The organism is Roseovarius sp. JB2-10, assembly GCF_055693585.1.
Map to the genome: position 1 here is coordinate 1,451,346 of NZ_CM146337.1, position 26,718 is coordinate 1,478,063.

At 56.9% G+C, this 26,718-nt stretch carries 22 protein-coding genes and 1 pseudogene; 16 read left to right on the forward strand and 7 right to left on the reverse strand.

From position 1 onward, the window contains the following. Positions 1-14: 14 nt before the first annotated feature. The 3 genes and pseudogenes from ACZ1HJ_RS07215 to ACZ1HJ_RS07225 all read right to left on the reverse strand — a co-directional run bounded on the left by ACZ1HJ_RS07215 (position 15) and on the right by ACZ1HJ_RS07225 (position 3,201). Positions 15-716 (reverse strand): response regulator transcription factor, encoded by a 702-nt coding sequence (locus tag ACZ1HJ_RS07215; protein ID WP_472721633.1) that lies wholly within the window; start codon positions 714-716, stop codon positions 15-17. Beyond that, positions 713-2,618 (reverse strand): annotated as a pseudogene (locus ACZ1HJ_RS07220) (hybrid sensor histidine kinase/response regulator). Before ACZ1HJ_RS07220 ends, ACZ1HJ_RS07215 begins: the two are co-directional and overlap by 4 nt. Then, on the reverse strand, positions 2,611-3,201 hold the full coding sequence (locus tag ACZ1HJ_RS07225; RefSeq protein ID WP_472721634.1) for a DsbA family protein: 591 nt from the start codon (positions 3,199-3,201) through the stop codon (positions 2,611-2,613). Before ACZ1HJ_RS07225 ends, ACZ1HJ_RS07220 begins: the two are co-directional and overlap by 8 nt. Before the next feature lie 207 nt (positions 3,202-3,408). Between ACZ1HJ_RS07225 and ACZ1HJ_RS07230 the strand changes: the two genes are divergently transcribed. From ACZ1HJ_RS07230 to ACZ1HJ_RS07280, 11 genes are all read left to right on the forward strand, one after another. Beyond that, positions 3,409-5,397, forward strand: a complete 1,989-nt coding sequence (locus ACZ1HJ_RS07230; RefSeq protein ID WP_472721635.1) for an AMP-binding protein — start codon at positions 3,409-3,411, stop codon at positions 5,395-5,397. A gap of 82 nt (positions 5,398-5,479) precedes the next feature. After that, on the forward strand, positions 5,480-6,298 hold the full coding sequence (locus ACZ1HJ_RS07235) for an ABC transporter ATP-binding protein (protein WP_472721636.1): 819 nt from the start codon (positions 5,480-5,482) through the stop codon (positions 6,296-6,298). Next, a complete protein-coding gene (locus ACZ1HJ_RS07240; protein WP_472721637.1) occupies positions 6,291-6,752 on the forward strand; it encodes a hypothetical protein in 462 nt (153 codons plus the stop codon). The genes ACZ1HJ_RS07235 and ACZ1HJ_RS07240 overlap by 8 nt, the downstream gene beginning before the upstream one ends. Before the next feature lie 59 nt (positions 6,753-6,811). Then, complete coding sequence (locus tag ACZ1HJ_RS07245) at positions 6,812-7,798, forward strand: branched-chain amino acid ABC transporter permease (RefSeq protein WP_472721638.1); 987 nt, start codon at positions 6,812-6,814, stop codon at positions 7,796-7,798. A 1-nt stretch (position 7,799) separates the two neighbouring features. Next, positions 7,800-8,081 carry a hypothetical protein gene (locus ACZ1HJ_RS07250; RefSeq protein WP_472721639.1) on the forward strand — a complete coding sequence of 94 codons (282 nt, stop codon included), beginning with the start codon at positions 7,800-7,802 and terminating at the stop codon, positions 8,079-8,081. Then, a complete protein-coding gene (locus ACZ1HJ_RS07255) occupies positions 8,068-9,144 on the forward strand; it encodes a branched-chain amino acid ABC transporter permease (protein ID WP_472721640.1) in 1,077 nt (358 codons plus the stop codon). The genes ACZ1HJ_RS07250 and ACZ1HJ_RS07255 overlap by 14 nt, the downstream gene beginning before the upstream one ends. Positions 9,145-9,216: 72 nt before the next feature. Then, complete coding sequence (locus ACZ1HJ_RS07260; RefSeq protein WP_472721641.1) at positions 9,217-10,497, forward strand: ABC transporter substrate-binding protein; 1,281 nt, start codon at positions 9,217-9,219, stop codon at positions 10,495-10,497. A 122-nt stretch (positions 10,498-10,619) separates the two neighbouring features. Next, complete coding sequence (locus tag ACZ1HJ_RS07265; protein ID WP_472721642.1) at positions 10,620-11,444, forward strand: ABC transporter ATP-binding protein; 825 nt, start codon at positions 10,620-10,622, stop codon at positions 11,442-11,444. Next, the gene (locus ACZ1HJ_RS07270; RefSeq protein WP_472721643.1) at positions 11,432-11,743 is read left to right on the forward strand and encodes a DUF6958 family protein; all 312 of its coding nucleotides are present in this window, start codon (positions 11,432-11,434) and stop codon (positions 11,741-11,743) included. The genes ACZ1HJ_RS07265 and ACZ1HJ_RS07270 overlap by 13 nt, the downstream gene beginning before the upstream one ends. Before the next feature lie 70 nt (positions 11,744-11,813). Next, positions 11,814-13,034: a phenylacetate--CoA ligase family protein gene (locus ACZ1HJ_RS07275; RefSeq protein WP_472721644.1), complete on the forward strand. Its 1,221-nt coding sequence runs from the start codon at positions 11,814-11,816 to the stop codon at positions 13,032-13,034. Between the two features lie 56 nt (positions 13,035-13,090). Continuing rightward, positions 13,091-14,698 (forward strand): peptidoglycan-binding domain-containing protein, encoded by a 1,608-nt coding sequence (locus ACZ1HJ_RS07280; protein WP_472721645.1) that lies wholly within the window; start codon positions 13,091-13,093, stop codon positions 14,696-14,698. Between the two features lie 3 nt (positions 14,699-14,701). Here ACZ1HJ_RS07280 and ACZ1HJ_RS07285 read toward each other — a convergent pair whose 3' ends face one another. Further along, a complete protein-coding gene (locus tag ACZ1HJ_RS07285) occupies positions 14,702-15,949 on the reverse strand; it encodes an NAD(P)/FAD-dependent oxidoreductase (RefSeq protein WP_472721646.1) in 1,248 nt (415 codons plus the stop codon). Between the two features lie 123 nt (positions 15,950-16,072). Between ACZ1HJ_RS07285 and ACZ1HJ_RS07290 the strand changes: the two genes are divergently transcribed. The 5 genes from ACZ1HJ_RS07290 to ACZ1HJ_RS07310 all read left to right on the forward strand — a co-directional run bounded on the left by ACZ1HJ_RS07290 (position 16,073) and on the right by ACZ1HJ_RS07310 (position 21,497). After that, on the forward strand, positions 16,073-16,327 hold the full coding sequence (locus ACZ1HJ_RS07290) for a DUF6522 family protein (protein ID WP_472721647.1): 255 nt from the start codon (positions 16,073-16,075) through the stop codon (positions 16,325-16,327). Positions 16,328-16,518: 191 nt separating this feature from the next. Further along, positions 16,519-17,469, forward strand: coding sequence for an ABC transporter substrate-binding protein (locus tag ACZ1HJ_RS07295; RefSeq protein ID WP_472721648.1), 951 nt, complete (start codon positions 16,519-16,521; stop codon positions 17,467-17,469). 16 nt (positions 17,470-17,485) lie between these two features. Further along, entirely contained in the window at positions 17,486-18,544 is a 1,059-nt protein-coding gene (locus ACZ1HJ_RS07300; protein ID WP_472721649.1) for a quaternary amine ABC transporter ATP-binding protein, read from the forward strand. Further along, positions 18,541-20,616 (forward strand): ABC transporter permease, encoded by a 2,076-nt coding sequence (locus ACZ1HJ_RS07305; protein WP_472721650.1) that lies wholly within the window; start codon positions 18,541-18,543, stop codon positions 20,614-20,616. The genes ACZ1HJ_RS07300 and ACZ1HJ_RS07305 overlap by 4 nt, the downstream gene beginning before the upstream one ends. After that, complete coding sequence (locus ACZ1HJ_RS07310) at positions 20,613-21,497, forward strand: DMT family transporter (protein WP_472721651.1); 885 nt, start codon at positions 20,613-20,615, stop codon at positions 21,495-21,497. Before ACZ1HJ_RS07305 ends, ACZ1HJ_RS07310 begins: the two co-directional genes overlap by 4 nt. Positions 21,498-21,942: 445 nt before the next feature. On the opposite strand, the gene ACZ1HJ_RS07315 is transcribed toward ACZ1HJ_RS07310, so the two are convergent. The 3 genes from ACZ1HJ_RS07315 to ACZ1HJ_RS07325 all read right to left on the reverse strand — a co-directional run bounded on the left by ACZ1HJ_RS07315 (position 21,943) and on the right by ACZ1HJ_RS07325 (position 26,654). Beyond that, positions 21,943-24,516 (reverse strand): TIGR02302 family protein, encoded by a 2,574-nt coding sequence (locus ACZ1HJ_RS07315; protein ID WP_472721652.1) that lies wholly within the window; start codon positions 24,514-24,516, stop codon positions 21,943-21,945. Positions 24,517-24,553: 37 nt separating this feature from the next. Further along, the gene (lysA, locus tag ACZ1HJ_RS07320; protein ID WP_472721653.1) at positions 24,554-25,819 is read right to left on the reverse strand and encodes a diaminopimelate decarboxylase; all 1,266 of its coding nucleotides are present in this window, start codon (positions 25,817-25,819) and stop codon (positions 24,554-24,556) included. A 133-nt stretch (positions 25,820-25,952) separates the two neighbouring features. After that, a complete protein-coding gene (locus ACZ1HJ_RS07325) occupies positions 25,953-26,654 on the reverse strand; it encodes a VPLPA-CTERM sorting domain-containing protein (protein WP_472721654.1) in 702 nt (233 codons plus the stop codon). Positions 26,655-26,718: the final 64 nt, after the last annotated feature.

The following is a 26,718-nucleotide window of genomic DNA, read 5'->3' on the forward strand; positions in this document are numbered from 1 at the left end:
CTGCTCGTATTGCGTCAGGGCCAATCCACGTCGCCCAAAAAAATATATCCCGCTCCGTAAATCGTTTTGATCAGGCGGGGGTTTTTAGGGTCTTCCTGTAGTTTGGTGCGTAACCTCGAGATGCGCACATCCATGGCCCGGTCAAAACTTTCGCCCGCAGCACCGCCCAGCTCTTCTTGCATGGTTTGGCGTGAGATCAGGCGTTTGGGTCGGGACAAAAACAACCGCAGAACTTCCCCCTCCGCATGGGAAAACGGTGTCTCCTTGCCCTGATCGTCCTCAAGGATGTAGCGGTCGAAATGCGCGGACCATCCCTCAAAACGCGCAATATCGCCTGCCTGTTGAATAGGTACTTCGCGGCGTAATCGGGCGCGGATACGTGCCACGACCTCGGACGGGTCAAAGGGCTTGATGATGTAGTCATCGGCCCCCAATTCCAGGCCCGTGACACGATCTTGCACCTGTGCACGGCCCGATATGATGATCACGGTTGCGCCTTGTTCCAGCGCGAGGCGATGCACCAGCGTTAACCCGTCCCGGTCCGGCAAGGATAGATCGACAAGACAGACATCCGGCGTTGCTGTTTGCAGATATGCCTCAAATTCCGTGGCGCGCGCGAAGGTTCTTGTGCGATACCCGGCCTCTTCCAATGCGTCGGACAATATGCTGCGAATGGCTGGCTCGTCGTCCAAAATGGTCACAAGCGGTTCGGTCATCGTGATGCTCCCTCAAGCAGAAATGAGGTGAGCTCTGCGGGTGAAAATGGTTTGCGGAGCACCGGGGCATGTGCCGCAGCCTCACGGTGCAACGGATCGTCCGGGGGCAGGGACGTCATCAGATAGGCCGGGCAATGACCCGGCGGTAAGGCTTGCAACAGGTCAAGGCCTGTTTGCGATCCTTCCAGACGAATATCTGACAAAAGCGCTGATATTTCAGGAAGTTCCGGTAAGAGAGCCAAGGCCTCCGCCACGCTGCTGGCCTCAACAACGGCGTGTCCGATATCGCGCAGCATATCCCGGACAGACCGGCGCAGATCGGGGCTGTCTTCAACCAAAAGCACCATCCCGGGGGTCAATTCCGCGCCGGCGGGGCGCAGTGGAAGCTGTATAGAAACAAAAGCCCCGTTTTCAGTGTTTCCAAAGGTGATACGCCCGCCCGCCAATTTGGTCATGTCATAGACCATGCCCAGTCCCAGCCCGGACCCTTCACCACCCTTTGTTGTAAAAAACGGCTCAAGCGCATGCTCAAGAGCCGCCTCTGAAAACCCCGGACCCGTGTCTGTCACAGAAAATGCCAACCACGTTTCTTGCACCGTTTTGACGTCCAACTCGATCTGACCTTCCAACCCACAGGCATCGCGTGCATTGATCACAAGGTTCAGCAGCAGAATCCTGCAACATCCCGGCATCAAGGCGCCACGCACCGGACCCCGCGTGATTGACAATATCAAAAGCGACACCCGCGGGCAGGGTCGAACGCGCCAGAAGATCGAGGTCGGACAGGAACGCAGGCAGATCCGTGGCCGAAGGGCTGTGTTCGCGATGGCCGGTCATATCCGCGATCCGGTTTAACAGGCTGCCACCGCGCCGGGCGGCCGACAGCGTCGCGGTGATCCAGTCATTTGCGTCATCCGGCAAATCCATGCGCTGCAATTTTGACTGCATGCCCAGAATAATTGTCAGAAGATTGGAAAAGTCATGCGCCAGTCCGCTTGTCATTTGCGCGGCCAACTCGCGACGGCGGGTTTGTTGCAGAGCGGCGCGGGTTTGAGCTTCCTCGGTGATATCCATGGACAGAATATAGACCCCTCCTTCGGACCCGTCGGGTGTGAAGGCCGCGCGGATACGGCGCGTACTGTGCAGATGCGTGAACTCAAAAACAGACGGCGTGCCATCAAAGGCTTTTTCCAGCCGTTCATGAATGGCGGCATAGGCAGCCGCGCCCATAGCGTCGGAAACTGTCAGGCCCACAATGTCGGATTTGCTGCCAGGCATCACGGAACTCAATCGACGGTTTGAATAGGTATACCGCCGGTTAGGCCCGACATGTGCAATATGCGCTGGCATCATTTCGGTGGTCAGCCGGGTGCGGGCTTCAGACGCCGTCAATTGGCGCTTTGCCTCTTCGAGCGCTGTAATCGTGGCCTGCAATTGGCGGTTGGTGGCGGTCAATTCTTCTGAATATCCCGAAAGCTGGTCCGACATTTCCGCCGACCGGGCACGCAATAGCTCTTCCTGGCGTTTCGTGCGCGTGATGTCGGTATAGACGGTGACCCATCCGCCTTGCGGCAAGGGCGACCCCTCCACACTGATCATGCGGCCATTGGCACGGGGGCGCTCCATGTAATGCGGCTCAAACGCGCGTGCGACCTCTACACGGGATTTAACGAAAGCCTCCAGATCCCCAACATCTCCGTAGTCGCCGCGCGCGGCCAGAAACCTGATCGTGTCGTCAAAGCCCGCCCCGGGCGTGACCAACGTGTCGGGGAGGTCAAACATTTCCTGAAAACGTCGATTGCAGACAGCTAACTTCAGGTCACTGTCGTAAATGGACAGTGCTTGTTGGATCAGGTTTAGCCCGGCGGTGGTCATCGCGTCGGTATGTGGATTGTCACCCATGGGTCACCGCCCAGTCGAGTGCCGTTTCCAGCTGATCGTCTCCCCAGAAAAGTTCATCCCCGACCATGAAGTTCGGCGCTCCGAACATGCCGAGCTTGATCGCGGTATCGGTTGTGGTCCGCAACGCGTTCTTCACGCCATCGGTCTGAGCCAAATCCAGAAGGTCAGGGGCAAGACCAGCCGACGCCGCACAGGCAGACACCACATCCGGATCTGAAATATCCAGCTTTTCCGCAAATTGAGCCAGATAGATGTTGTGCACATATGCCACGAGTTGCGGGCCTTGGCCGGCAGCGGTGGCGACCCGCGCTGCAAGCAAGCCGTTTTGCGGAAAGGGCTCGGGTTTATGCACGCTCAAACCCAGTGCATTGGCGCGTCTGGTCATGTCGCGCCACATGTAATTGCCTTTGGCCGCATAGATGTTGAAGGGCGACGTGTTCCAGCCCTGAGCGGCAAAAATCGGCCCAAGCAGGAAGGGATGCCATGACACCTCAACGCCAGCTTTGGCAGCGACTTTGGGCAGGCGCAGGGCGCTGAGATAGGAATAGGTAGACGCAAATTCGAACCAAAACGCGATCTTCATTCTGCCCTCCTTTCTTGCCGAACCGGGGTCTGCAGGGCTTCAACGTTTCTGGAGCCTTGAGGGGCATGTCAAGCCTTGGGTGACCGCTGTTACAATTCGTAAGGTTTGGGAAATGTTCAGGTAAAAGTTGACCTTGAAGATGAAAAGCGCACCCTTAGTGGAGGAAAGAATCGCCTCAGAGCGATCTTCAGTCCGCTTGTCGGACGCATGGGAGGAAGAATTTTGGCACAGTCGCCTGAGGCGACCGGAGGACTTGCGTCCTTTCCGGCGCTATTGCATCGCAACGCCACTGCGTTCGGCAGTAAAATCGCATACCGCGAAAAAGAATATGGCATTTGGCAGAGCTGGAGCTGGGCTGAAGCTGAAAAAGAAATCGAGGCGCTGGCGCTTGGGTTTTTGAATCTCGGCGTAAACGAAGGTGACTTCATCGCAATCATTGGCCGCAACCGGCCGCATTTCTACTGGGCGATCGTCGCGGCGCAATCGGTTGGCGCGATACCAGTGCCGCTCTACCAGGACAGTGCGGCGGAAGAGATGGCTTATGTAATGGAGCATTGCGGCGCGCGCTTTGCGGTGGTGCAGGATCAGGAACAGGTCGACAAGCTGATCGAAATACAAGACGACCTGCACCAGTTTGAACACATGATCTACATCGATCCGCGCGGACTGCGGAAATATGATCACCACAAGCTGCACCAATTCACGCATGTTCAGGAACAGGGTCATGCGGCGAGAGACGAATTTCTAAGTGATCTGAAAGCCCGCAGTGAAAAACTGACCTATGACAGCATTTGTGTGATGCTCTACACGTCCGGCACGACCGGAAAACCCAAAGGTGTTGTTCTAAGCAATCGCAACATCATCGAGGCGTCCAAATCATCATCGGACTTCGACAAGCTGCGTCAGGATGACGAAGTGCTGGCCTATCTGCCCATGGCCTGGGTTGGTGATTTTATCTTCTCAATCGGTCAGGCCTATTGGTGCGGTTTCTGTGTTAATTGCCCGGAAAGCGCCGACACCATGCATACGGATTTACGCGAGATCGGGCCGACCTACTATTTTGCCCCGCCGCGTGTGTTCGAGACGCAGTTGACCAATGTGATGATCCGTATGGAAGATGCGGGCCGGTTCAAGAAATGGCTGTTCCACCGGTATATGGACCATGCCCGCAAGGTGGGCCCGGATATTCTGGATGGCAAATCCGTAGGCGCGCTTGATCGGTTCCGGTATTGGTTGGGTAACCTGATGGTTTATGGCCCGCTCAAGGATACGCTGGGGTTTGGTCGGGTTCGGGTGGGATACACCGCCGGCGAAGCAATCGGGCCGGAAATCTTTGATTTTTACCGGTCCTTGGGCATCAATCTGAAGCAACTATACGGCCAGACCGAAGCGTCTGTGTTCATCACACTGCAGCCCGATGGTGGCGTGCGAAGTGATACGGTGGGTGTGCCTGCGCCCGGGGTCGAAATTCGGATCGCCGACAATGGCGAGGTGTTTTATCGCAGCCCTGGCACGTTTGAATATTACTACAAGAACGAAGAAAGCACGAAGAGCACCAAGGATCCGGAAGGATGGGTGGCAACGGGGGATGCTGGTTTCTTTGACGATGACACGGGACAGTTGCGGATAATCGACCGGGCCAAAGATGTGGGTAAAATGGCTGATGGCGCGATGTTTGCGCCAAAATATGTTGAAAACAAACTGAAGTTTTACCCAAACATCCTGGAAGCGGTTGTCTTTGGCAATCAGCGTGAGGAATGCACCGCTTTTATCAACATCGATCTCACGGCAGTGGGCAATTGGGCCGAACGCAACAACATCGGCTATGCGTCTTATCAGGAACTTGCGGGTCATCCGAAGGTTTTGGAGACGATCCAAGGTCATGTTGAAGAGGTAAACCGCAGTTTGGCCGACGATCCGATGCTGGCACATTGTCAGGTGCATCGGTTCTTGGTGCTGCATAAGGAACTGGATGCCGATGACGGTGAAATGACCCGGACACGCAAGGTGCGACGGGGTGTAATTTCCGACAAGTTCGAAGACTTGCTGGGCGCACTTTATGACGGGTCGGACGAGATTTATACGACGACGGAAGTGACCTATGAGGATGGTCGCAAGGGCGCGATCAGTGCGACGCTCAAGATCGTTGATGCGCAGGTGACGTCGATGCAGGCACAAAAAGTGGCTGCGGAATGAGGGCCTGTGGGACGCCGCTCGCCCGTGCCGGGCATCGCCCCGCCCACCGGCCCGTGTGCCGCGTGAACTCAGAGGATACGCCATGTTAGATGCCACCGAAGGCTATACCACCGAAGACGGTCGCAAGATTGGCGGCGTCGTGATGGAGATGCGTAACATCACGCTGCGATTTGGCGGCGTGAAGGCGATCACCGATATCAGTTTTGACATCCGTGAAGGCGAAATTCGCGCAATCATCGGGCCCAATGGCGCCGGTAAATCGTCGATGCTCAATGTGATCTCGGGCTTCTACGTGCCTCAGGAAGGTGAGGTTTGGTACAAGGGTAAAAAACGCCCACCAATGAAACCCTATCAGGTCGCTCGGCAAGGGATCGCGCGGACATTTCAGAATATCGCGTTGTTCGAGGGGATGTCCGTGCTCGACAACGTGATGACCGGCCGTATCCGGCAGATGAAAGCGGGCTTGTTCTCGCAAGCGATCTGGCGCGGGAAGGCTGAGGCTGAAGAAGTCGAAAATCGGGAATTTGTTGAGAAAATCATCGACTTTCTCGAAATCCAGCACATCCGCAAAACGCCGGTAGGACGTTTGCCCTATGGCTTGAAAAAGCGTGTTGAGTTGGCGCGCGCCCTGGCGGCTGAACCCAGTATTCTTTTGCTGGATGAACCAATGGCCGGAATGAACGTTGAAGAAAAAGAGGACATGAGCCGGTTCATTCTGGATGTGAATGATGAATTTGGCACGACGATTGCGTTGATCGAGCATGACATGGGCGTTGTCATGGATCTCAGCGACCGGGTTGTGGTGATGGACTACGGCAAGAAGATTGGTGATGGCACGCCGGATGAGGTGCGTAACAATCAGGCGGTGATCGACGCCTATCTGGGGGTGGCCCATGATTAAGGGATGGTCCATTTGCCGGAGCTATTGGGGCGTGGTTTTGGCAACCGTTCTGCTCGCCCAACCTGCTTTGGCACAGACCGATGGATGGGGTGCGTTTATGGCGCGGTGCCTGACACCTTATGAGGCGCAGTTTCCACCGATTGTTGACGGGCTGGAGCCGGCGACATCGCCCAAACACTCGCCGTCTTACGTTGTGACCGAAACAGCGCGTCTGGTGGTTGAATTGGAGCCGGACGACGCGTTCACCGCATGTCATTTGGTTGATGAGGCCGGGCGCTCTGAAATTGCATTCGATCACTGGATCGAGGATCAGGTCGCGAAGGGCCGATACGAACAAGTTCATGAGAACCATTGGGAGAGCTTCCAGTGGATTGAGCCCAAGGTGGCCGTTCAAAAACGGCGTGAAAAGGCGGGCGTCATCCTGCGTGTAATGGAGACGTATCTTGAATCCTAACCAAACAGAAAATCGCGGGGCGCACCGGATGGCCGGACCCCTAGCAGGAGGCGCTATCAATGCCTGAACAGCTCATTTTTGCGATGGAGGTTTTCCTCAACGGGTTGATGGCGGGTGTGCTTTATGCGCTTGTCGCCCTGGGGTTTGTACTGATCTACAAGGCGTCTGGAATTTTCAATTATGCTCAAGGCGTTATGGGGCTGTTCGCGGCTCTGACGCTGGTGGGGATTATGGAAGGGCAAGTGCCGTTTGCCCATCTGATCAACGCCACTTTTGGCACGGAAATACACCATTTTGGGTGGCATGTTCCGGCATTGCTGGCAATCCTGTTCACCATGGTGATCATGGTCGGATTGGCGTGGATCGTGAACAAACTGATCTTCAAACATCTGGTCAATCAGGAACCGATCATTCTGTTTATGGCCACGATAGGGCTTGCCTATTTCCTCGAAGGTTTTGGGGACATCATGTGGGGGGCCGACATCAAGAAACTGGATGTGGGCCTGCCGCAGGGCATCAATGAATGGATTGATGAGACTACGTTCAACATCTTTGATTATGGCTTCTTCATCGACAACCTGGACATTGTGGCAACGGTCGTGGCGGCGCTTCTGGTGACGGCGCTGGTGATCTTTGCACAATACACCAAACAGGGCCGCGCGATGCGGGCCGTGGCAGATGACCACCAGGCGGCATTGTCGGTTGGCATTTCGCTCAACTTCATCTGGGTCATGGTCTGGTCAGTGGCCGGGTTTGTGGCGCTGGTGGCCGGCATCATGTGGGGCACAAAATCCGGTGTGCAGTTTTCGCTGTCGCTGATCGCGCTCAAGGCGTTGCCGGTTTTGATGCTCGGTGGGTTTACGTCGATCCCGGGGGCCATCGTAGGTGGTCTGATTATCGGGGTCGGTGAAAAACTCTTTGAATTTGGGTTCGGCCCGATGCTGGGCGGGGCGACCGAAAACTGGTTTGCCTACGTGCTGGCGCTGATTTTTCTGGTGTTCCGACCGCAGGGCCTATTCGGGGAGAAGATCATTGAGAGGGTCTAGCATGCTGGTTCACTTTGGGTTTGCGATAGGCTTCGTTTTTCTGGCCGTCTTTGTGTTGCAGATGCGAACGCTTCACCTTGGGTATGCAGGTGCATTTGCTGCGTTGAAACAGCAGAATGAAGTCTCAGCATCAAATGAGAATGACGGCTTAACGTTTGTTGTGAAGCCATTATTCGATCAGCCTCATGCCCCAAGCCAATTGCCTGTTCTATTGGCCTTTGCAGGTTTCGCCGTTGCCTGGGCCGGTTACGCAGTGAAAGGATACCGATATGTTCTACCGTGAAGCAGGTGATTTCAAGACATCCTATTCGGCGGACAATCAGACCTTTCCGATCAAATTTGACCGGTACAGGTATTATGTCGTGCTGCTGGCGGCCTTTGCCGTCGTGCCGTTCATCATCAACGATTACTGGGTCAATGCTGTCTTCCTGCCATTCCTGATCTATGCCATTGCCGCCATTGGGGTGAACATTCTGGTCGGATATTGCGGGCAGGTCAGTCTTGGGACCGGCGGATTCATGGCGGTGGGGGCCTATGCCTGCTACAAGCTGATGACCGGCTTTCCCGAAATCAACATCTTCTTTCACATCATCCTGTCCGGTGGGATCACGGCAGCGGTTTGCGTTGTTTTTGGTCTGCCCAGTTTGCGGATCAAGGGGTTCTATCTGGCGGTGGCCACGCTGGCTGCGCAGTTCTTTCTGGTCTGGCTCTTTAACAAGGTCAGCTGGTTCTACAATTATTCCGCTTCTGGTCAGATCAACGCGCCGGAACGCGCTGTTTTTGGCATCCCTGTGACAGGGGCAGAAACAGCGCCCTGGGCGGCCTATCTCTTCTGTCTGGTCTTTACCTTTGTCAGCGCGATCATCGCGCGCAACCTGACAAGGGGCATGGCCGGGCGCAAATGGATGGCCATTCGCGATATGGACATTGCGGCTGAAATCATTGGGGTGAACCCCTTGAAGGCCAAGCTGAGCGCTTTCGCCGTATCCGGTTTCTTCGTGGGCATCGCAGGGGCACTGTTTTTTGCGGTCTATCTGGGCGCTGTCGAAGTGGGTGAAGTCTTTGGTATCACCAAATCGTTCCTCGTCCTCTTCATGGTGATCATCGGTGGCCTCGGCTCGATCTTCGGCAGCTTTGCAGGGGCAGCGTTTCTGGTGCTTCTGCCGGTGCTTTTGAAAAACGTTCTGGTGGGTACACTCGGCTGGCCCACAGATCTGGCGGCCCATCTGGAATTCATGATCGTCGGTGCGTTGATCGTGATCTTCCTGATTGCGGAACCACACGGGCTGGCGCAGCTTTGGCGCGTGGCCAAGGAAAAACTAAGGCTTTGGCCCTTCCCACATTGAGGGGCCGGAAAGGTGCGGCGGGGTCAACCTGCCCTACGTAACATCGGAAAAACCAAGGGAGGTACCTAACCGATGAAGAAGACACTAATCTCAGCCGCAGTGGCGGCGATGATGGCCACGGGTCCGGCGCTTGCCGATCTGACCATCGTTGATACCAGCTATCGGACCGGGCCTTACGCGGCCAACGGTATTCCGTTCTCGGATGGTTATCAGGACTATTTCACGCTCCTCAACGAGCGGGATGGCGGTATTGGCGGTGAAATGGTCAACATCATCGAATGCGAGACCGGCTATAACACCGAAAAAGGCGTGGAATGCTACGAGGCCACCAAAGGCGAAGGCGCGTTGGTGTATCAGCCGCTGTCAACCGGCATCACCTATCAGCTGATCCCGAAAGCCACTGCAGACGGCATTCCGCTCCACACCATGGGCTATGGTCGGACCTCCGCCAAAAACGGCGGTGTGTTCAACTACGTCTTCAACTACCCGGCCAACTATTGGGACGGTGCCAGCCTGGCGATCACGCATATTCTGGAACAGAATGGTGGCGACATCAGCGGCAAGAAAATCGCGCTGGTGTACCACAACTCCGCTTATGGTAAGGAGCCGATCCGCACGCTGGAAGAGCTGTCGAAGAAGCATGGCTTTGAGTTGAGCCTTCTGCCCGTCGACCACCCCGGTCAGGAGCAGAAATCACAGTGGCTGCAAATCCGCCGTGAGAAGCCTGACAATGTCCTGATGTGGGGCTGGGGCGTCATGAACCAGGTTGCCATTCAGGAAGCCGTCAACATTCGCTACCCAATGGAAAACTTCATCGGCATTTGGTGGTCTGGCTCCGAGAACGACGTGAAGGCGGCGGGCGACAAAGCCAATGGCTACAAGGCGCTGACCTTCCACAACCTGGGTTCGGATTACCCGGTTTATGCTGACATCCAGAAATACGTTGTGGATGGTGGCAAGGCCGCGGGTGCCGGCGACCAGGTTGGCACGGTGCTCTATAACCGTGGCATGTATGCGGCGATGCTGGCCTCCGAGGCGATCAAGACAGCGCAAGGCATCCACGGTGTTTCCGATATCACATCGCAGCAAATGCGCGACGGTATGGAAGCGCTTGAGATCACCGAAGCCAAGATGGCGGGCATTGGTCTACCGAACTTTGGCCCAGAGTTCACGGTGAGCTGTGAAAACCACGGTGGTAACGGTTTTGGTGCCGTATCGCAGTGGGATGCTGCTGCGGGTGAGTTCAAGCTGATCACCGAGTACTACCAGTCAGATCAGGATGTGATCCAACCGCTGGTCGAAGAAGACTCGGCTGCTTTCGCTGCTGAAAACGGCATCGAAGGCGGCTGCTGATCAGCCCTTTTGACACCTCCGGCAGCGGCTGATGTCGCTGCCGGATATCAATGACCACGCAAGTGATCGATGGGGTGCGCGCCCCGAAATCCAACACGCGCGAAAATTTACGGAGACAGCCAATGTCCGATGCCACGCAAACAAAAGAGACCCTGCTTGAGGTCAACAATATCGAGGTGATCTACAATCACGTGATCCTCGTGTTGAAAGGCGTCAGTCTGAAGGTGCCCAAAGGCGGGATCATCGCGCTTTTAGGGGGCAATGGCGCGGGCAAGACAACGACATTGAAGTCTATTTCGAACCTCCTGAAATCCGAACGCGGTGAAGTGACCAAGGGTACGATTTTCTATCGTGGAGAGCGTGTGCAGGACCTGCTGCCTTCTGATCTGGTCAAAAAAGGCGTCATTCAGGTGATGGAAGGGCGCCATTGTTTCGAGCACCTGACGGTCGAGGAAAACCTGTTGACCGGGGCCTATACACGCGGCTCTGGACGCGGTGAGATCGAAGCGGATCTAGATCTGGTCTACAGCTATTTCCCGCGGCTCAAGGAGCGTCGCAAAAGTCAGGCGGGGTATACCTCGGGCGGGGAGCAACAGATGATTGCGATTGGTCGCGCCCTGATGAGCCGGCCGGAGACGATCCTGCTGGATGAGCCGAGTATGGGGCTTGCGCCGCAGCTGGTCGAAGAAATTTTCAACATCGTCAAGTCGCTGAATGAAAAGGAAGGCAATACGTTCCTTCTGGCCGAACAGAACACCAACGTGGCGCTCAGATTTGCCCACTACGGGTATATCCTCGAATCCGGTCGCGTGGTGATGGACGGCCCCGCAGCCGACCTGCGCGAAAACCCGGATGTTAAAGAGTTTTATCTGGGCATGTCGGATGAGGGGCGTAAATCGTTTCGCGATGTACGCTCTTACCGTCGCCGGAAAAGATGGCTGAGCTAATGGTTGACGCCAAGGTCCCGTGTCGCACACCCAACCCCGACAAGCCGGGCGTGACGAACATCCCGGAATGGCGGTTTTCGTTGGTACGCGCGGCGATCCGAGATGTTTTGCAGGAAGGCGACCTGGCGTTTTCAGAATTGAGTGACGCTGTTCGGCGGAAATTGCCGTCCACTGACATTGATCGAATTGGTTCGATCTCATGGAATGTGACGACCGTGAAACTGGAAATGGAAGTGCGCGGTGAAATCGAACGTATCGCAGACATTGAACCGCAGCGTTTGAAATGGGTGGGCGTATAAATGCCAGATCAAACCGGCCCACATGAAATGCCACCGCAATGTGACTGCAGTAACGGGTAAAGGATCGCAGATGTCCCAGTATTTTGATGACCTTGAAACCCGGAGCACGGATGCACGGGATGCAGCCCTCGCGCAGTCATTGCCACAGCAGATCGCGCGCGCACAGGGTTTGCCTGGATATCAGGGCACGCTGGACGGGATCGATGCCGATGCCATCCGCAGCACGTCTGATCTGGCCACATTACCGGTGTTGCGCAAATCCGACCTCGGGCAGGCGCAAAAGGGTGCTTCACCTTTTGGCGGGCTGACGACGCGTGAGGTTTCCGGCTTTGCCCATGTGTTCCAATCCCCCGGTCCTATCTACGAACCGGGCGGTGGTGATCGGGATTGGTGGCGCATTGGGCGGTTTCTGCATGCCTGCGGAATCGGGCCCGGAGACATCGTGCAAAACTGTTTTGGGTATCATCTGACACCGGCTGGCACGATTTTTGAGAATGGCGCACGCGCTGTTGGTGCGGCAGTACTGCCTGCAGGCACAGGCCAGACAGAGCTTCAGGTTCAGGCGGCGGCTGATATTGGAACCACGGCCTACACGGGCACGCCGGATTATCTCAAAACCATTTTGGACAAGGCAGATGAGATGGGTCAGCGCCTGAAGATCACCAAGGCGGCAGTTGGCGGGGGCGCTCTTTTTCCGTCTCTGCGGCAGGAATATGCCGACCGCGGAGTCCTCTGCCTGCAAAGTTACGCGACCGCCGATCTTGGCAATATTGCATATGAAACGACGGCTCAGGATGGTCTGATCGTGGACGAAGGCGTCATCCTTGAAATCGTAACGCCCGGCACCGGTGATCCAGTGGCCCCGGGTGAGGTCGGCGAGGTCGTGGTGACCACGCTGAACCCGGACTATCCGCTAGTTCGGTTTGCAACCGGAGATTTGAGCGCATTGATGGACGGTACAAGTCCTTGTGGACGAACAAATATTCGCATCAAAGGCTGGATGGGACGCGCGGATCAAACCACCAAGATCAAGGGCATGTTTGTCCGCCCGGAACAAGTGGCGGCTCTGGTGGCCCGCCATGCCGAGATTGGCCGCGCGCGTGTGATCGCCAGCCGTGAAGGTGAGCGGGATGTGATGACGGTGCAGATCGAAGCCGATGGGGGTGAGCCCGAAGCTTATGCCGGATCAGTGAGCGAGGCCCTCAAAATGAAGGGCCGGATCGAGATCGTGGCGCGTGGCAGCCTTCCAAACGACGGCAAAGTGATAGAAGATCAACGCAGTTACGATTGATCACGAACGTTGGGGGGAACGATATGTGGGTCTGGAGAATAATCGGGGGCCTGCTGGTGGCTCCTGCACTTTTTGCACAAACAGCGCTGGCAAGCGACATGGCACTGATCCTGGGTGACACAGGACAAACGGCCGCCTTGCGCAACGAAACATCAGCAACAGCAGCAGATTTTGCAGGTCCTTTGCGAGAGGCCGGGTTTGAGATCGTTCAGCCGCGCAACAGATCGTCCGGAAATATGCGCTTGGCAGCGCAGCGCATCGAAACCGCGCTGGATCAGGAGGAAGTTGACCGACTGGTCATCGTGGTTATGGGCCCGGTGGCAAGCTCTGCGCGCGAAAGCTGGGCATTGTCGAATGGTGGCGCTGGAGCCACGTCCCTGACAGCAGGCGTGAGCGGCATTTCTATCGGCGCCTTGTCGGATATGGCGGCGGCTGCCCAAGGGCGCGCCGTCATCCTGATCGCCCCGGGCAAGGACCTCGAAACACTGGGAAGCGGCCTGCGCTCAGGCTTGCATGATCTCGCACTTGCAGAAGATGTGACCTATGTCATGGGCGCCGCGGTGCCATTGGCGAATGTTTTGTCCGAAGGATTGCTCGACCCGGCAAAGAGTATTGGCGATGTCGCTCGCAACGCCCCCAAGGGCGTCGCACTCTCCGGGTTCACGTCTGACCGGTTTGGATTGATGGGTCAGACCGAAACGGTCGATACATCTGCTGCGCAGGAACGTGGTTTTTGGAGTGCTGTACAGGCGATCGATACGCCTGAGGCATACCAAACCTATTTGGATGCTTACCCTGCAGGCCCGCAGCGCTCTGAAGCGAAAAAGCGTATTGAATGGCTGAAAACGGCTCCCGAACGGGAGGCAAAAGCAACAGAAGAAGCGCTCAAACTGACGCGTGAAGCGCGGCGGGTCATTCAACGGGATCTGGCGCTTTTGGGGTTTGATCCGCGTGGTATAGACGGGCTCTTTGGTCGTGGAAGCCGCACCGCAATTGCGCGCTGGCAGCGCGACCAAGGGTTTGAGGACACCGGGTATCTGAATGGCAATCAACTGCTCAGAATGCGCAGTGATGCCCGGACACGGGCCGAGGCACTGGAGGCGGAAGCGCGCCGGGCGCAACGCGAAAAGGAACGTCAGGATCGCGCCTATTGGCGTGAAACCGGCAAAAACGGTGATGAAACGGGCCTGCGTGCCTATCTTGCCAAGTATCCCGATGGGGCGTTTTCGGAAATTGCCCAAACGCGGCTGTCGGAGATCGAAGAGGCACGACGGGCCGAAACCGAGCGCCGCGAGCGCGACGCGTGGGATGCCGCGAAGGAGGCCCATTCGATTGAGTCCTATCAGGCATTTCTGGGTATTTACCCCAACAGTGGTTTTGCACCAGGCGCCCAGGACAGATTGCGACAGCTGAAGGAAGATGCGCAAAACGCGGGCATCATCGAACAGGCCAAGAACGAAGAACGCCAGATCACCAGCGTGCCGACGGCGCGGCTTGTGATCGAAAAGCGCTTGGCACAAATCGGAGCGGATCCCGGCGTTGTTGACGGTAAGTTCGACAAGAAAACACGGGCCGCTATCCGGAGATACCAGCGCTTGCGCGAACTTCCGGCCACAGGTTTTGTATCCCGTCAAACCATGGTTCGACTGATGGCAGGTGGGTAGCCGCTAGCGACTGAAACGATCTGCGGAATAGGGCGCCATATCGATATTCGGGCGCCGTCCATCGATCATGTCTGCCACCAGTCGGCCCGTTTTTGGACCGGCTGTCAGGCCGATATGCTGGTGCCCGAAGGCTGCATGAACGCCGGTCTTGCCGATCTCACCCACCAGGGGAAGGCTGTCGGGTGTGGAGGGCCGGAACCCCAGCCATTCCTCGGCTGTGTCATAGGTAAGCTCGGGAAAGGTCTGGGCAATATGGCGCCGGATCAGGGCGAGCGGTTTGTGCGATGGCCCTTTGGTGATGCTGCCCAGCTCGACAGTGCCGGCACATCGCAGGCCGTTGTTCATGGGATTGACGCCGAACTTACCCTCGCTCACCATCAAAGGATTGCGCGGCATCTGTGATGGGTTTGTCAGGTGTAAATGGCAACCGCGTTCAGCCTCCATGGGAATTTTGAGGCCTAGTTTTTGCATCAACGGCTTTGACCAAATGCCCGCGGCCAATACGGCCTGATCGCAAGTCAACTGGCCCAGATCGGTCTCGATCGACGTCACATGTCCGTCTGTCAGCGTAATGTCCTGAACATCAGCCTGTAAGACAGTGCCGCCTTCTTCGGTAAAGACCTGCGCCAAGGCCGTTACGTAAGCCCCCGGGTTCACGATATGCCCATGCCCCTTGGTAACCGCGAGACATGTGATTTTTGATCCCAAAATGGGTTCGGCTTCCTGTACGGCGGGGCCTTCGATCACGTGGGGTGCCATGCCAGCGGCCTGACGAAAACGCCATCCATAGCTGTCCGCTTCAAACGCTGCACGGTTTGAATAGGCATAGCTGAAGTCACTTAACGCAATGAATTTTTCGGCGCTTGTGCCGCGTGCGAGTGCTTGATGCTGCGCAACACTGTCGGTGACCATCGGGATCAAACCTTCGATCATGCGCTGCGCGTCACGGGCGTTGGCATGGGACAGAAACTGCATCAGCCATGGCAAAAGGCGTGGAAAATAGCTCCATTGCATGAACAGCGGTGAGTGCGGATCCAGGATGTATTTCAAACCGGTTTTAATCAGTCCGGGCGTATTGACCGGGATAATGGCCCATTGCGCCAAGAGACCGGCATTGCCAAAGGAGGCGCCGGAACCGGGGGTCGATTTATCCAGCAGGGTCACGCGGTGGCCCGCGCGTTGCAACCAGATTGCGCTGGCCACACCGTTGATGCCAGCACCGATCACGATGATTTTTTGCGGGCTGGACATATGTGTGACCTTCATCAGAATGGCGCAGACTATGTCACCTAACCTCAGGCCGAATTTCGACGCAAGGGATTGCGGTGCCTGATTGCGCTATTCCGGCGCATGGTGACGAAGCTGAGGGGTGACATGAAACTGGACGTCCAAGAAGGTCGCGTGACGATCGATGCCCACGATCTGGCCCCGTTGATTGGATGCGACGCCTCGGAGGTTCCGGGCCTTATGCGCGCTGGCAAGATCACCAGCATCTTCGAGAAGGGTGAAGATGCTGACGCCGGGCGCTTTCGGGTGACATTCAGGTATGGCGCAACTCGGGTACGGTTCACCTGTGCCGCAGATGGCACTGTTTTGTCTCAGATACGCACAACGGGTAAAGCCCCTTAGATTGCCCTAAAAGTTGGCAACCTGAGGTCAATTCGTCTTCACGTTCTCCCCATTGGTGCGCGGATCAATTGATCTCAGCTTCAGGTTTTGCAAGACTGACGGAACAGGGGGAAATGCGTTTAAAATCAGTTGCGCTGGCCTCGTGAAGATTATATTGACTGGTCAGTCAATAAAAAACCGGGAGATGAAAAATGAAATCAACAACATTGGGCGTGGCATTTGCCTGCGTTGCTGGTGTGGCCAGCGCCGCCGAGTTGGGTGCTGTGGACGAACCAATCAAATTGGCCGTGAACGAATGGACCGGGCAGCATGTCAGCACGCATATCGCGGGTGAGATGCTCAAAGCAGCAGGCTACAAGGTGGAATATGTAACCGCGGGTTACATGAACATGTACCAGGCCATGGCGGATGGTGAAATTCATGGCGCGATGGAAATCTGGTCATCGAACGTGTCGGATGAATACGCCAAGCAAGTTGAAGCGGGCGGTGTGACCGAATTGGGCGATCTGGGATTGGACGCCAAAGAAGGTATCGCATACCCCGCGCATGTTGCTGAGATTTGCCCAGGCCTGCCGGCATGGGAAGCACTGAAGGACTGCGCACAGAATTTTGCAACGGCAGAGACACTGCCCGCGGGCCGTCTGGTTGATTATCCTGCGGACTGGGGCACACCCGGTGGCGATCGTATGATCGGTCTGGATTTGCCGTTCAAAGCGGTTCCGGCAGGTTCGGAAGGTGCATTGATCGCTGAACTGCGTGCGTCGACCGACAAAAAATCGCCATTGCTGATCACATTCTGGCAGCCACACTGGGCGATGTCGGCCTATGATGTTCAATTCGTTGACCTGCCAGTGGGCGAAGCCGCGTGCTTTGAAGACGCCTCATGGGGTCCAAATCCGAATGCTGTGAATGATTGTGATTTCGCACCATCACGTATTTTCAAAGCGGGCTGGTCCGGCATGGCAGACAAATGGCCAGCGGCGGCTGAAATCCTGACCAACTACCAGCTGGCAGTCGAAGATCAGCAGCCTCTGATGGGTCAGATCGATGTCGACGGTCAATCCGTGGAAGAGGCTGTAGCGGCCTGGATGACTGCGAACGAGGCCACATGGAAGCCCGTCGTCGACGCGGCAACCAACTAAGCGTCAGGCCTCCGGAATGACCTCTCAGACTGGCTCAAGTGAGCCCGCCATCAGTTGCCGGAATGTCTGGCAGGTCTTTGGCCCCAACGCGAAACAAAAACTAGCCGATGCATTGGCCAATTCGGGCGGCGACAGCGATGCCGCCGCCCAAAGCTTGCGCGAAGACGGGTTGATCCCCGCCGTGCAGGACGCGACTTTCGATGTGCACCCCGGTGAGCTTTTCGTGATCATGGGCCTGTCGGGCTCGGGAAAATCGACGATTGTGCGCTGTATCTCGCAGCTGCTGCAGGCCACGGGCGGCGAGATCCTGATCGAGGGTGAAAACCTTGTTGATGCCACCAAGGCGCGGCTGATCGAATTGAGACGCCGAAAACTGGGCATGGTGTTCCAGCATTTTGGACTATTCCCCCACATGACGGTCACCGAAAACGTCGCCTTCCCGTTGAAGATGCAAGGGCAGGGCAAAGCGGACCGCATCAAACGCGCACTTGAGGTGATTGATCTTGTTGGCCTTAAGGGGCGTGAAAACAGTTTCCCGCGCGAGATGTCAGGCGGTCAGCGGCAGCGAGTCGGCATTGCGCGCAGCCTGGCGGTAAATCCTGACATCTGGTTCCTGGATGAGCCGTTTTCAGCGCTTGACCCTTTGATCCGACGTCAGCTGCAGGATGAATTTATCAACATTCAGGCCACGTTGAAAAAATCGATTGTGTTTATCACCCATGACATCGCTGAAGCACTGAAAATTGCGGACCGAATTGCGATCATGCGGGACGGAAAAATCGTACAAATTGGCACGCCGACCGAGATCGTTCTGAACCCGGTTGATGATTACGTCAGCGAGTTTTCCAAGGATGTTGCCAAGGGTCGCCACGCCAAGGTTGCCTCGGTCATGCAGCCCGCAAATGGTGCGGCTGTCGATGGCCCGGTTCTGCGCAAGGACATGACTTTGGAGGCCGCGCTCGCCTCTTGCATCTCACACTACGAACCGGTGCCTGTGCTGGCAGAAGACGGATCCTGTGTTGGCATGGTTGATCCGGCTGATCTGGCCCGTGCATTGCAAGCCGAAGAAACATGATGGCCGATGGTGATATGCCCGCGAGCCGGGGGCTGGGGGCCGTAGCGCTCAGCACCGGGGCTATGGCCGCGCTGATCGCCCTGTTGACCGGTGCGTTTTGTATCGCTTTGGAGCCTATGGCCCCGTGGTTGGTCAAATTTCCAGACGCATGGACTGTACCCGCAGCTGAATGGATTGATCTGGTCCTCACATGGTTCTTGAACCTCATCAAACCGGCAATGCGGGCCGTATCTGCCGTGCTATCTTATCCAATGGACTGGGCGAATATCCTGTTTACGGGCATGCCATGGCCCCTCCTGATCGGGCTGGTGACGGCTCTGGGTTGGTTCATCGGCGGGTTGCCAATGGCGGCCTTGGGCTTTTTGGGCTTGGGCTTCGTTCTGGCCACGGGGTATTGGCTGGAAGGTATGGCGACATTGGCTCTGGTGGCGGTTTCTGTACCATTGGCGTTATTCATGGGTGGGTTGATCGGCGTTCTCGCCAATGAATTCCCACGCTTCAAAGACGCCATACAAACCGTGCTGGACATCATGCAGACGGTGCCAACCTTCGCCTACCTGACACCGCTTCTGTTCCTGTTCGGATTTGGGCCCGTCGTGGGCCTGATTGCCAGTGCGATCTATGCGGCGCCACCGATGGCGCGCAATGTGATCCTGGGTTTGGAGCGGGTCGAAAGCGATATCAAGGAAGCGGCTGTGATGTCGGGCGGCACGCGCTTGCAACAGCTGTTCCTGATCGAAATTCCTTCGGCCAAAACGCAGATCATGGTTGGTGTGAACCAATGCCTGATGGCGGCGCTCAGCATGGTGATAATTGCCGCCGTCATCGGAGGCTTCAAGGACATCGGATGGGAAGTTCTCCTGACCATGCGCAAGGCCTATTTCGGACCCAGTCTCATGGCGGGAATGGTCATCGTGATCTTTGCCATGATCATCGATCGCTACAGTAGCAAACTAGCCTCAGACCGGGTGCGACACAGCCTGCGGGTCGCCGTTGCAATTGCCATGCTGGGCGTGATCGTGGCCGTCGCATCGTGGCGGTCTTTGCCAGATCCGTCGACCATCACGTTGCTTGATCCCGTGTCTGAATGGCTTGATCAGGGTCTCACCGGATTTCTGCGTGAAAACGGCGCCGGTTTGGACGGCCTCAAGAACGGCGCGATGTTCTATGGTCTGCTGCCGTTGAAAATTGGCCTTGATGGGGCGGTGCTTCCCTTCACGTGGGGCTTTTCATGGACATCAGGCATGAGCCTCGCGCTCTTCGCCATTGCGGCCGCTGCAGGACTGATCCTGGCCATGCGCGGACGTGCGACGCTCGGCATCGTGCTGGTGATTGTCGCGGGTATCATCGAGACCGGCGTGGCGGAACTGCCATGGCCCTTTGTCCTGATCGGGGCAGGTGCCATCGGGTGGGTTTCAGGCGGGCGTAAACTTGCCGTTTTTGCCGTGGTCATGCTGGCACTCATCCTGTTCAGCGGCCTGTGGGAGCGCGCATTGTTGTCGCTCTACATGTCCGGCGCCGCAGTCCTGACCTGTGCCGTTGTGGGGGGCGCAATTGGCCTTCTATGTGCGGTCAGCCCGCTGGCATGGCGCGTCGTGTTGCCCATATGCGATATGCTGCAAACCATCCCGCTCTTTGTCTTTTTGATCCCCGTGTTGATGTTCTTTCAGATTGGTGAGTTTTCGGCCTTCCTGGCGATATGTCTCTACGCCATCGTGCCAATGATCCGCTACACCCGCCACGGGTTGATCAACACACCCGATGAAATGATCGAAGCGGCCGTCTCGTCCGGGGCCACGGAGTGGCAGACCATGGTCGAGGTGCGCGCGCCTTATGCCGCGCCGACGATCCTGCTGGGGCTCAACCAGACCATTCTATACGCGTTTGCGATGCTGGTGATTGCGGCCTTGATTGGTACAACGGGTCTCGGCCAATCGATCTACGGTGCATTGGCGCAGGCGGATGTGGGCTTGGGCATCGCGTCCGGTGCGGCCATGGCCATTTTGGCGCTGGTCGCCGACCGTCTGGTGCAGGGATTTGCCGAAGAACGCAGGCAGGCCCTGGGCCTATGACACCACTGGCAGATCGTCCCATGACGCCTGCCATTTTGGCCTTTTTCTCTGCCGCCCTCTGGGGCATCTGGTGGATCCCGATCCGGTATCTGGAAACGCTTGGCATGGACGGCGCTTGGGGCGGCGCGGCGATGAATGCCGGCGCAGCGTTGAGCGTCTTTCTGTGGATGTGTCTGCGCCGCACGCCATTTCGCGTTGGGCTCCACGGTATCATGGGAGCCGCGCTTGTTGGCGTTGCCGTATCGACCTATTCTGTGGCCATCACGATGTCCGATGTGGTGCGGGTGATCCTGCTTTTTTACCTCGCCCCGGCATGGAGCAAAATTATCGAATGGGCGTTTATGGGCCGGGGATGGCATTGGACGTCCAGTCTGACCATTGCGGCGTCCCTCGTGGGTGCATGGCTGGTGTTGGGGGGCGCGTTGTCGCTGACCGGGTTTGGTATCGGTGATGGCCTTGCCGTTCTCTCGGGCATGGCATGGGCGGGCGGTGCCGCCTTGATATTTACAGGCGAGCGTGCCCACGCGGCGGCATTGTCTTTGGTGACCTGCGCCAGCGCCACTGTGATCGGCGTGGGGTTTATCGTGCTGGGGCAGGGCACCGTCTTTTCCGGATCGGCAACATGGACAGGCACTGGCATCGGAGCGCTCGGTGGGCTGATTTATGTTCTGCCAATTATGGTTCTCACGCTTTGGAGCGCGCAGCGCCTGCCACCGGCTACCATTTCGTTTTTGCTGACCGCTGAAATTCTATCGGGAGTCTTGTCAGGGGTTCTCTTGCTGGACGAACCTTTTGGCGCTCTCCAGGCCTGCGGTGCGGTCATGATCCTCTTCGCTGCAGTTGCTGAGGTGCTGAAAGGTCTCAGCCGGAAAGACGCCTGAGCAGCCACAGCCGCACTTGCGCCGATGTCCGCAGTGTCGACCGTGAGAAACGCTTCCTGTGTGCATGGCAGCATTGCATTCTTGTCACTTGTGTCCGGCTCAATTCCACATACTTATTCAAGTGAAGCCGACCAAATTGTCCCGCAAACTGGAGACTGACCAATGAAAAAGATCGATGTCAAACAAGACTACAAACGGTCAAAGTTTCTGATTGTTGCCATGGCGGCCCAGATTGTTGTGGTGTGGGTTATCATGGGTATCTACCTGGCCTGGTTGAACTAAGCGCCAAGTCGTACACGGGGCTGTCCCGGGTCGCTTCCGTGGCGCTTAGAGGGCTGCAAACACGTCGCATTTACAGATTGGCGGCGGTTAGACTTCTCTGCAAAATCACCATTGATGGATCGCCCAACACCAGTCCTTTTGGGCATAAACCAATCGCCCGATATCAGAACCGGTCAAGCAACCGTTGCAGGTAATCGCGTTCGACATCCGACCGGTTGCCTTCGCCCGAGCGGCGGCGAATTTCGTCCAGCAATTCACGCGCGCGTCGGTAGACATCTTCGCCCTGCAACAAGTTATCAGTTGTGTCGCCTCGGGTGCCTTGACCCGGTGTTCGGCCTAACGGGTCCGAACCTTGCTGCCCCAATTGGCTGAACGCTTCGCCCTGACCGCCCTGGCTTTGTTCTTCGGCCAGCGCTTCGCCCATGCTGCGCATCCCGTCGCGCAAGGCTTCCATCGCCTCTGACTGGCGATCAATGGCATCGGCTAAATCCTGATCCCGCAGCGCCTGTTCAGCACCGCGCATTGCCTCATCGGCCTGATCCAGGGCGCCCCGTGCCGTCTCACCGGCCTCACCACCCATGCTGGGCAGGTTACCGCGCTGTCGCTCCAGTTCCCGGCGCAATGCTTCTTGTCGTTCTGCAAGGGATCCCTGGCCGGATTGTGGCTCACCACTACGGCCCTGTTGCGTGCCGCTGCCTTCGCCCTGACCGCTTTGTCCTTCATGGCTCTGGCCTTGTCCCTGACCGCCATTGCGCCCCTGATTGCCTTCGGAATCACCCGCCTGTGCACCGGGATTGTATTGCTCCTGCAGATCGCGGAAGGCCTGATCTGACAGGCCTTGTTGCTCGCGAAGCGTATCGGCCAAACCCTCCATCGCCTCCTGACCGGGCGAGGAGCCGGGACCGCCTTCGGTCACCTGCATGTTTTCCATCATTTCCTGGAATTCTTCCAACGCCTGTTGCGCCTCGGCAAACCGACCCTGTTCCATCAATTCCTGAATTTCGTCCATCATGTCCTGCAGGTCTTGCTGGGACATTTCCATCATGTCTTGCGGCGTCTGCCCGCGCTGGTCCGTGTTATTCTCGCGCTGCGCCTGCTGTGATTTCTGACGAAGGTAATCCTGCGTCGCATCGCGCAGTTCCTGCATCAACCGGGCGATTTCGTCTTCGGTGGCACCGTTTTTCATCGCCTCGTTCAGCCGGTCCTGCGCAGCCTGCATGCGCTCTAGCGCATCGCCGATGTCTCCGTCTTCCAACAACAGCGCCAAATCCCACATCGCTTGGGCAATCTCATCGCGCCCCTCATCGGAAAAGCGTGCTTCGGTCACCATCTTTTCCAGATCACCCAAAATGACGCGCATTTTCAAATAGGCGCTGTCCTTGCGGAAGAGGCCCGGCTCTGGATCATAAGACACGGCCTTCAGGATTTGGATAACCCGCTTGCCATTGCCCTTGGACCACAAAAGATCGCGTCGCTGTTCGATGATGGCGGCTGCCAAAGGATCAAAGAACCGCCGTGCGGGCAGCTTCATCTGTATCACTTCGCTGTCGCCTGTTTGGCCCTTGGCGTCCATCACCTGCATTTGCATTGTGACCGGCAGATGTGCCCACGGGTGTTCCGACAGATTTTCAATGAGCGTTTCCGAGAAGACCGATCGATCGCCGGCGATCGGCATAGGCAGATCAAGAACGATCGGATCGCGCGGCTCGGGGTCAATTCGCAGGCCGTGGTCCCGCTCCACCGCCGTGAGGTCGAGTGCAAACTGCGCCGTACCGCTTTCCACGCCGTAGTCATCTATGCCACGAAACGGCTGGCTCATCTGACCATCAAAGGTCGTGCGCGCGCCTTCTGGCATCAATTCCACACGGGGTGGTACATCGTTCACGGCCGAAACTTTCCAGGATTGCCCGCCGGGTCCGGCAATACTCAGTTCGCCGTCCTGCAATACGTCAAAACTCTGGTTTGGGTCGGTCGCAGCGCCAAGGTTTTCCGTCCGCTGTGACACGGTTTCCGACACGCTCAATGCACCGACTTCGCCGTAAAGCCGAATGGTGATGCGACTACCCTCAGGCGCCGTAATGCGTGTGTCGATATCGTTCAAATATAGGCTGGGCAGGCCCGTATATGCGGGCGGTTCCACCCATCCTTCCCACGCGGGGCCGGACGCCAGTGCCGCACCTGTACCCGGACCCATCTGCCCCACGGTACCCACGCGCCAAACGGACCCGAACAGCAAGCCGACCACCAAACCCAACAGGGCCACATATCGCAGACCGAAAGGATCGCGTCTCGACAGTTTGAGATCTGGCTCAACGGCTTTGGCTTGTGAGGCGCGGCCGGCCATACGTTTTTGATGCGCGTGCCAGAGCGCTTGAGAGGCCGGGTCATCTTCGCCAATCACTTGTGCGTCGGCCAGTGCGGCCAAAGGACGACCGGGCAGAGCGGCATCAATGCGTGCCATCGCTTCAGACCGGCGGGGCCAACGGAAATGTCGCAGGCCAAAAAATACAGCCACCGCCATCGCGACGGCGACCAGCAGTATGATGCTCCACAAAATCTCAAAGGACAGGGTTTCGTGAAGGCCCAGCAACAGTGCTGCAGCCGCTGTCGCAACCAAGGTCCATAGGGGCCAGAATGCACGAACAACACGCTCCGCAATCAAACCCGCCCATGTCAGGGTTAAAGGCCTGCGCAACCGGTATAAAACCGGGGTCAAAGGGTTATTTTGACGTGCCATCTACCGTACCATTTAGGAGCTTTATGCAAAGATTGCACTAGAGCCACTCAGGGATGGTATCTCGTTTTATCATTTCGTCAAAGGTCGGACGCGGCCGGATGACGGCAAATTGATGCTCATGCACCAGAACTTCGGGGATCAATGGCCGGGTGTTATACTCACTCGACATCACAGCACCGTAAGCCCCGGCACTGCGAAACGCGACCAATTCGCCCTCTGACACCGGTGGCATCATTCGTCCCTTGGCAAAGGTATCTCCGGATTCGCACACCGGCCCCACAATGTCATAGGGGGTTTGTTCGGCCCCTGGGGCGGGTTCTAGCACCGGAATGATGTCATGATAGGCTTCATACATAGCGGGGCGGATCAGGTCATTCATCGCCCCGTCCAGGATCAGGAATTCACGGTCCTCACCGGATTTCACGTAAATCACCTTGGTCACCATCAAACCTGCATTGCCTGCAACCAGACGGCCCGGTTCGATCTCGATCTCGCAGTCCAGATGACCAAGCGTTTCCTTGATCAATGCGCCGTATTCCGTGGGCAAGGGCGGTGCATCGTTGCTGCGCGTGTAGGGAATGCCCAATCCGCCACCCAAATCAAGTCGGGTAATCTCGTGTCCATCCGCGCGCAATTGCTCCGTCAACTCGCCCACTTTCTCATAGGCAAGGCGGAAGGGAGCCAGTTCTGTCAATTGACTGCCGATATGGACGTCAATCCCAATGACCTTCAGACCGGGCAGGCTGGCGGCATGAGCATAGACATCGCGCGCGCGTGCGATTGGGATGCCAAATTTGTTCTCGGATTTGCCGGTTGCGATCTTGGCATGGGTTTTGGCATCCACATCCGGGTTCACACGCACCGTAATGGGGGCCACCTTGCCTAACTCCAGCGCCACCGCGTTCAGCGCGGCCATTTCCGGCTCACTTTCAACGTTGAACTGGCGGATACCGCCGATCAGGGCCTGGCGCATCTCCTCACGGGTTTTGCCGACGCCGGAAAAAACGATGCGTTCTCCCGGAACGCCCGCCGCAATGGCGCGGGCATATTCACCGCCAGACACTACATCCATACCGGCACCTAAATCGGCCAGTGTTTTAAGGATAGCCTGATTGCTGGCCGCCTTCATGGCATAGCAAACCAGATGCGGCATGCCGTCCAACGCTTCGTCAAACAGGCGAAAATGACGTGCTAGCGTGGCAGTGGAATAGACGTAGAAAGGTGTACCCACCTCCGCCGCGATATCGGCGATGGCAACATCTTCGGCGTAAAGCGCGCCGTCATGATAAAGAAAATGGTCCATTGCAACCGCCCTTCACTTTCAACCCCCGCGTCATATCAGACCCGGGGCGCGGTGCAATCGTCTGATTAAGTGAGACGCGCATAGAAAAAGGGCGGCGCCATGCCACCCTTTTCCAGGTATCTTTATGTGATGCTTACGCGTTTTTCTTGCGGCGGCGCGTCATCACACCAAAACCGGTCAATGCGCCCAACAGTAACGGCAGGCTCGCCGGGACGGGGATCTCTCCCATGTCGGGGTCTTCAAACATTAGGCTGTCGATCGATCCGGATTCGGTGCCAAAATCAAATGCCAGGCTAAGGACACCGTCGATGCGGTCGAAAGAAAATACGTTGAAGCCGCGGTCCCGGTCCACCGAAAAGGCACCTACATCAATGCTGCCCATATCGGTCAGCGCGGTCACGGTCAGTGACGCGTCATCAACGATTGTGAACCCGGTGAAAGAAACCGCTTGGCGGAATGCGAATTCGATGATGCCCCCAAAACGGCTGTCATCGGGGGTGCTGCCGGAATCGCTTTCCTGAATGACCAGAACATTGCCGGGACGGAATGTCGGATCAGGCGTATCCGTGCCATCGATAAAGAAGTCTGTTTCCAGATCAGGGTCTGCCGTGCCGGAAAGATTGGTATCGAAAATCCGTGCCTCTCCTACGCCAGTTAAAGCACCGGTGTTGTCGCGCTCATCTGCACTGACGGAGGCGCTGATCAATCCGTCATCTGAGGTGACCACATTAACGAGGTCGCCATTGTTGAAGTCCTCAAAGTCAATGGTGCTTGCGGTTGCAGCAACAGGGGCGAATGTTGCAGCAACAAGTGCTGTAATTGCGAGTTTTTTCACGATTAATCTCCCAAACGATCATTTCCCGCAGCTGAAAATACAACTGCTGGTTATTCCGTTATTT

What these genes read in the sequence shown, in the direction of transcription:
- ACZ1HJ_RS07215 (WP_472721633.1), bottom strand. Translation starts at nt 716, where the DNA reads ATGACCGAACCGCTTGTGACCATTTTGGACGACGAGCCAGCCATTCGC.
- ACZ1HJ_RS07225 (WP_472721634.1), bottom strand. Translation starts at nt 3,201, where the DNA reads ATGAAGATCGCGTTTTGGTTCGAATTTGCGTCTACCTATTCCTATCTC.
- ACZ1HJ_RS07230 (WP_472721635.1), top strand. Translation starts at nt 3,409, where the DNA reads ATGGGAGGAAGAATTTTGGCACAGTCGCCTGAGGCGACCGGAGGACTT.
- ACZ1HJ_RS07235 (WP_472721636.1), top strand. Translation starts at nt 5,480, where the DNA reads ATGTTAGATGCCACCGAAGGCTATACCACCGAAGACGGTCGCAAGATT.
- ACZ1HJ_RS07240 (WP_472721637.1), top strand. Translation starts at nt 6,291, where the DNA reads ATGATTAAGGGATGGTCCATTTGCCGGAGCTATTGGGGCGTGGTTTTG.
- ACZ1HJ_RS07245 (WP_472721638.1), top strand. Translation starts at nt 6,812, where the DNA reads ATGCCTGAACAGCTCATTTTTGCGATGGAGGTTTTCCTCAACGGGTTG.
- ACZ1HJ_RS07250 (WP_472721639.1), top strand. Translation starts at nt 7,800, where the DNA reads ATGCTGGTTCACTTTGGGTTTGCGATAGGCTTCGTTTTTCTGGCCGTC.
- ACZ1HJ_RS07255 (WP_472721640.1), top strand. Translation starts at nt 8,068, where the DNA reads ATGTTCTACCGTGAAGCAGGTGATTTCAAGACATCCTATTCGGCGGAC.
- ACZ1HJ_RS07260 (WP_472721641.1), top strand. Translation starts at nt 9,217, where the DNA reads ATGAAGAAGACACTAATCTCAGCCGCAGTGGCGGCGATGATGGCCACG.
- ACZ1HJ_RS07265 (WP_472721642.1), top strand. Translation starts at nt 10,620, where the DNA reads ATGTCCGATGCCACGCAAACAAAAGAGACCCTGCTTGAGGTCAACAAT.
- ACZ1HJ_RS07270 (WP_472721643.1), top strand. Translation starts at nt 11,432, where the DNA reads ATGGCTGAGCTAATGGTTGACGCCAAGGTCCCGTGTCGCACACCCAAC.
- ACZ1HJ_RS07275 (WP_472721644.1), top strand. Translation starts at nt 11,814, where the DNA reads ATGTCCCAGTATTTTGATGACCTTGAAACCCGGAGCACGGATGCACGG.
- ACZ1HJ_RS07285 (WP_472721646.1), bottom strand. Translation starts at nt 15,949, where the DNA reads ATGTCCAGCCCGCAAAAAATCATCGTGATCGGTGCTGGCATCAACGGT.
- ACZ1HJ_RS07290 (WP_472721647.1), top strand. Translation starts at nt 16,073, where the DNA reads ATGAAACTGGACGTCCAAGAAGGTCGCGTGACGATCGATGCCCACGAT.
- ACZ1HJ_RS07295 (WP_472721648.1), top strand. Translation starts at nt 16,519, where the DNA reads ATGAAATCAACAACATTGGGCGTGGCATTTGCCTGCGTTGCTGGTGTG.
- ACZ1HJ_RS07300 (WP_472721649.1), top strand. Translation starts at nt 17,486, where the DNA reads ATGACCTCTCAGACTGGCTCAAGTGAGCCCGCCATCAGTTGCCGGAAT.
- ACZ1HJ_RS07305 (WP_472721650.1), top strand. Translation starts at nt 18,541, where the DNA reads ATGATGGCCGATGGTGATATGCCCGCGAGCCGGGGGCTGGGGGCCGTA.
- ACZ1HJ_RS07310 (WP_472721651.1), top strand. Translation starts at nt 20,613, where the DNA reads ATGACACCACTGGCAGATCGTCCCATGACGCCTGCCATTTTGGCCTTT.
- ACZ1HJ_RS07315 (WP_472721652.1), bottom strand. Translation starts at nt 24,516, where the DNA reads ATGGCACGTCAAAATAACCCTTTGACCCCGGTTTTATACCGGTTGCGC.
- lysA (WP_472721653.1), bottom strand. Translation starts at nt 25,819, where the DNA reads ATGGACCATTTTCTTTATCATGACGGCGCGCTTTACGCCGAAGATGTT.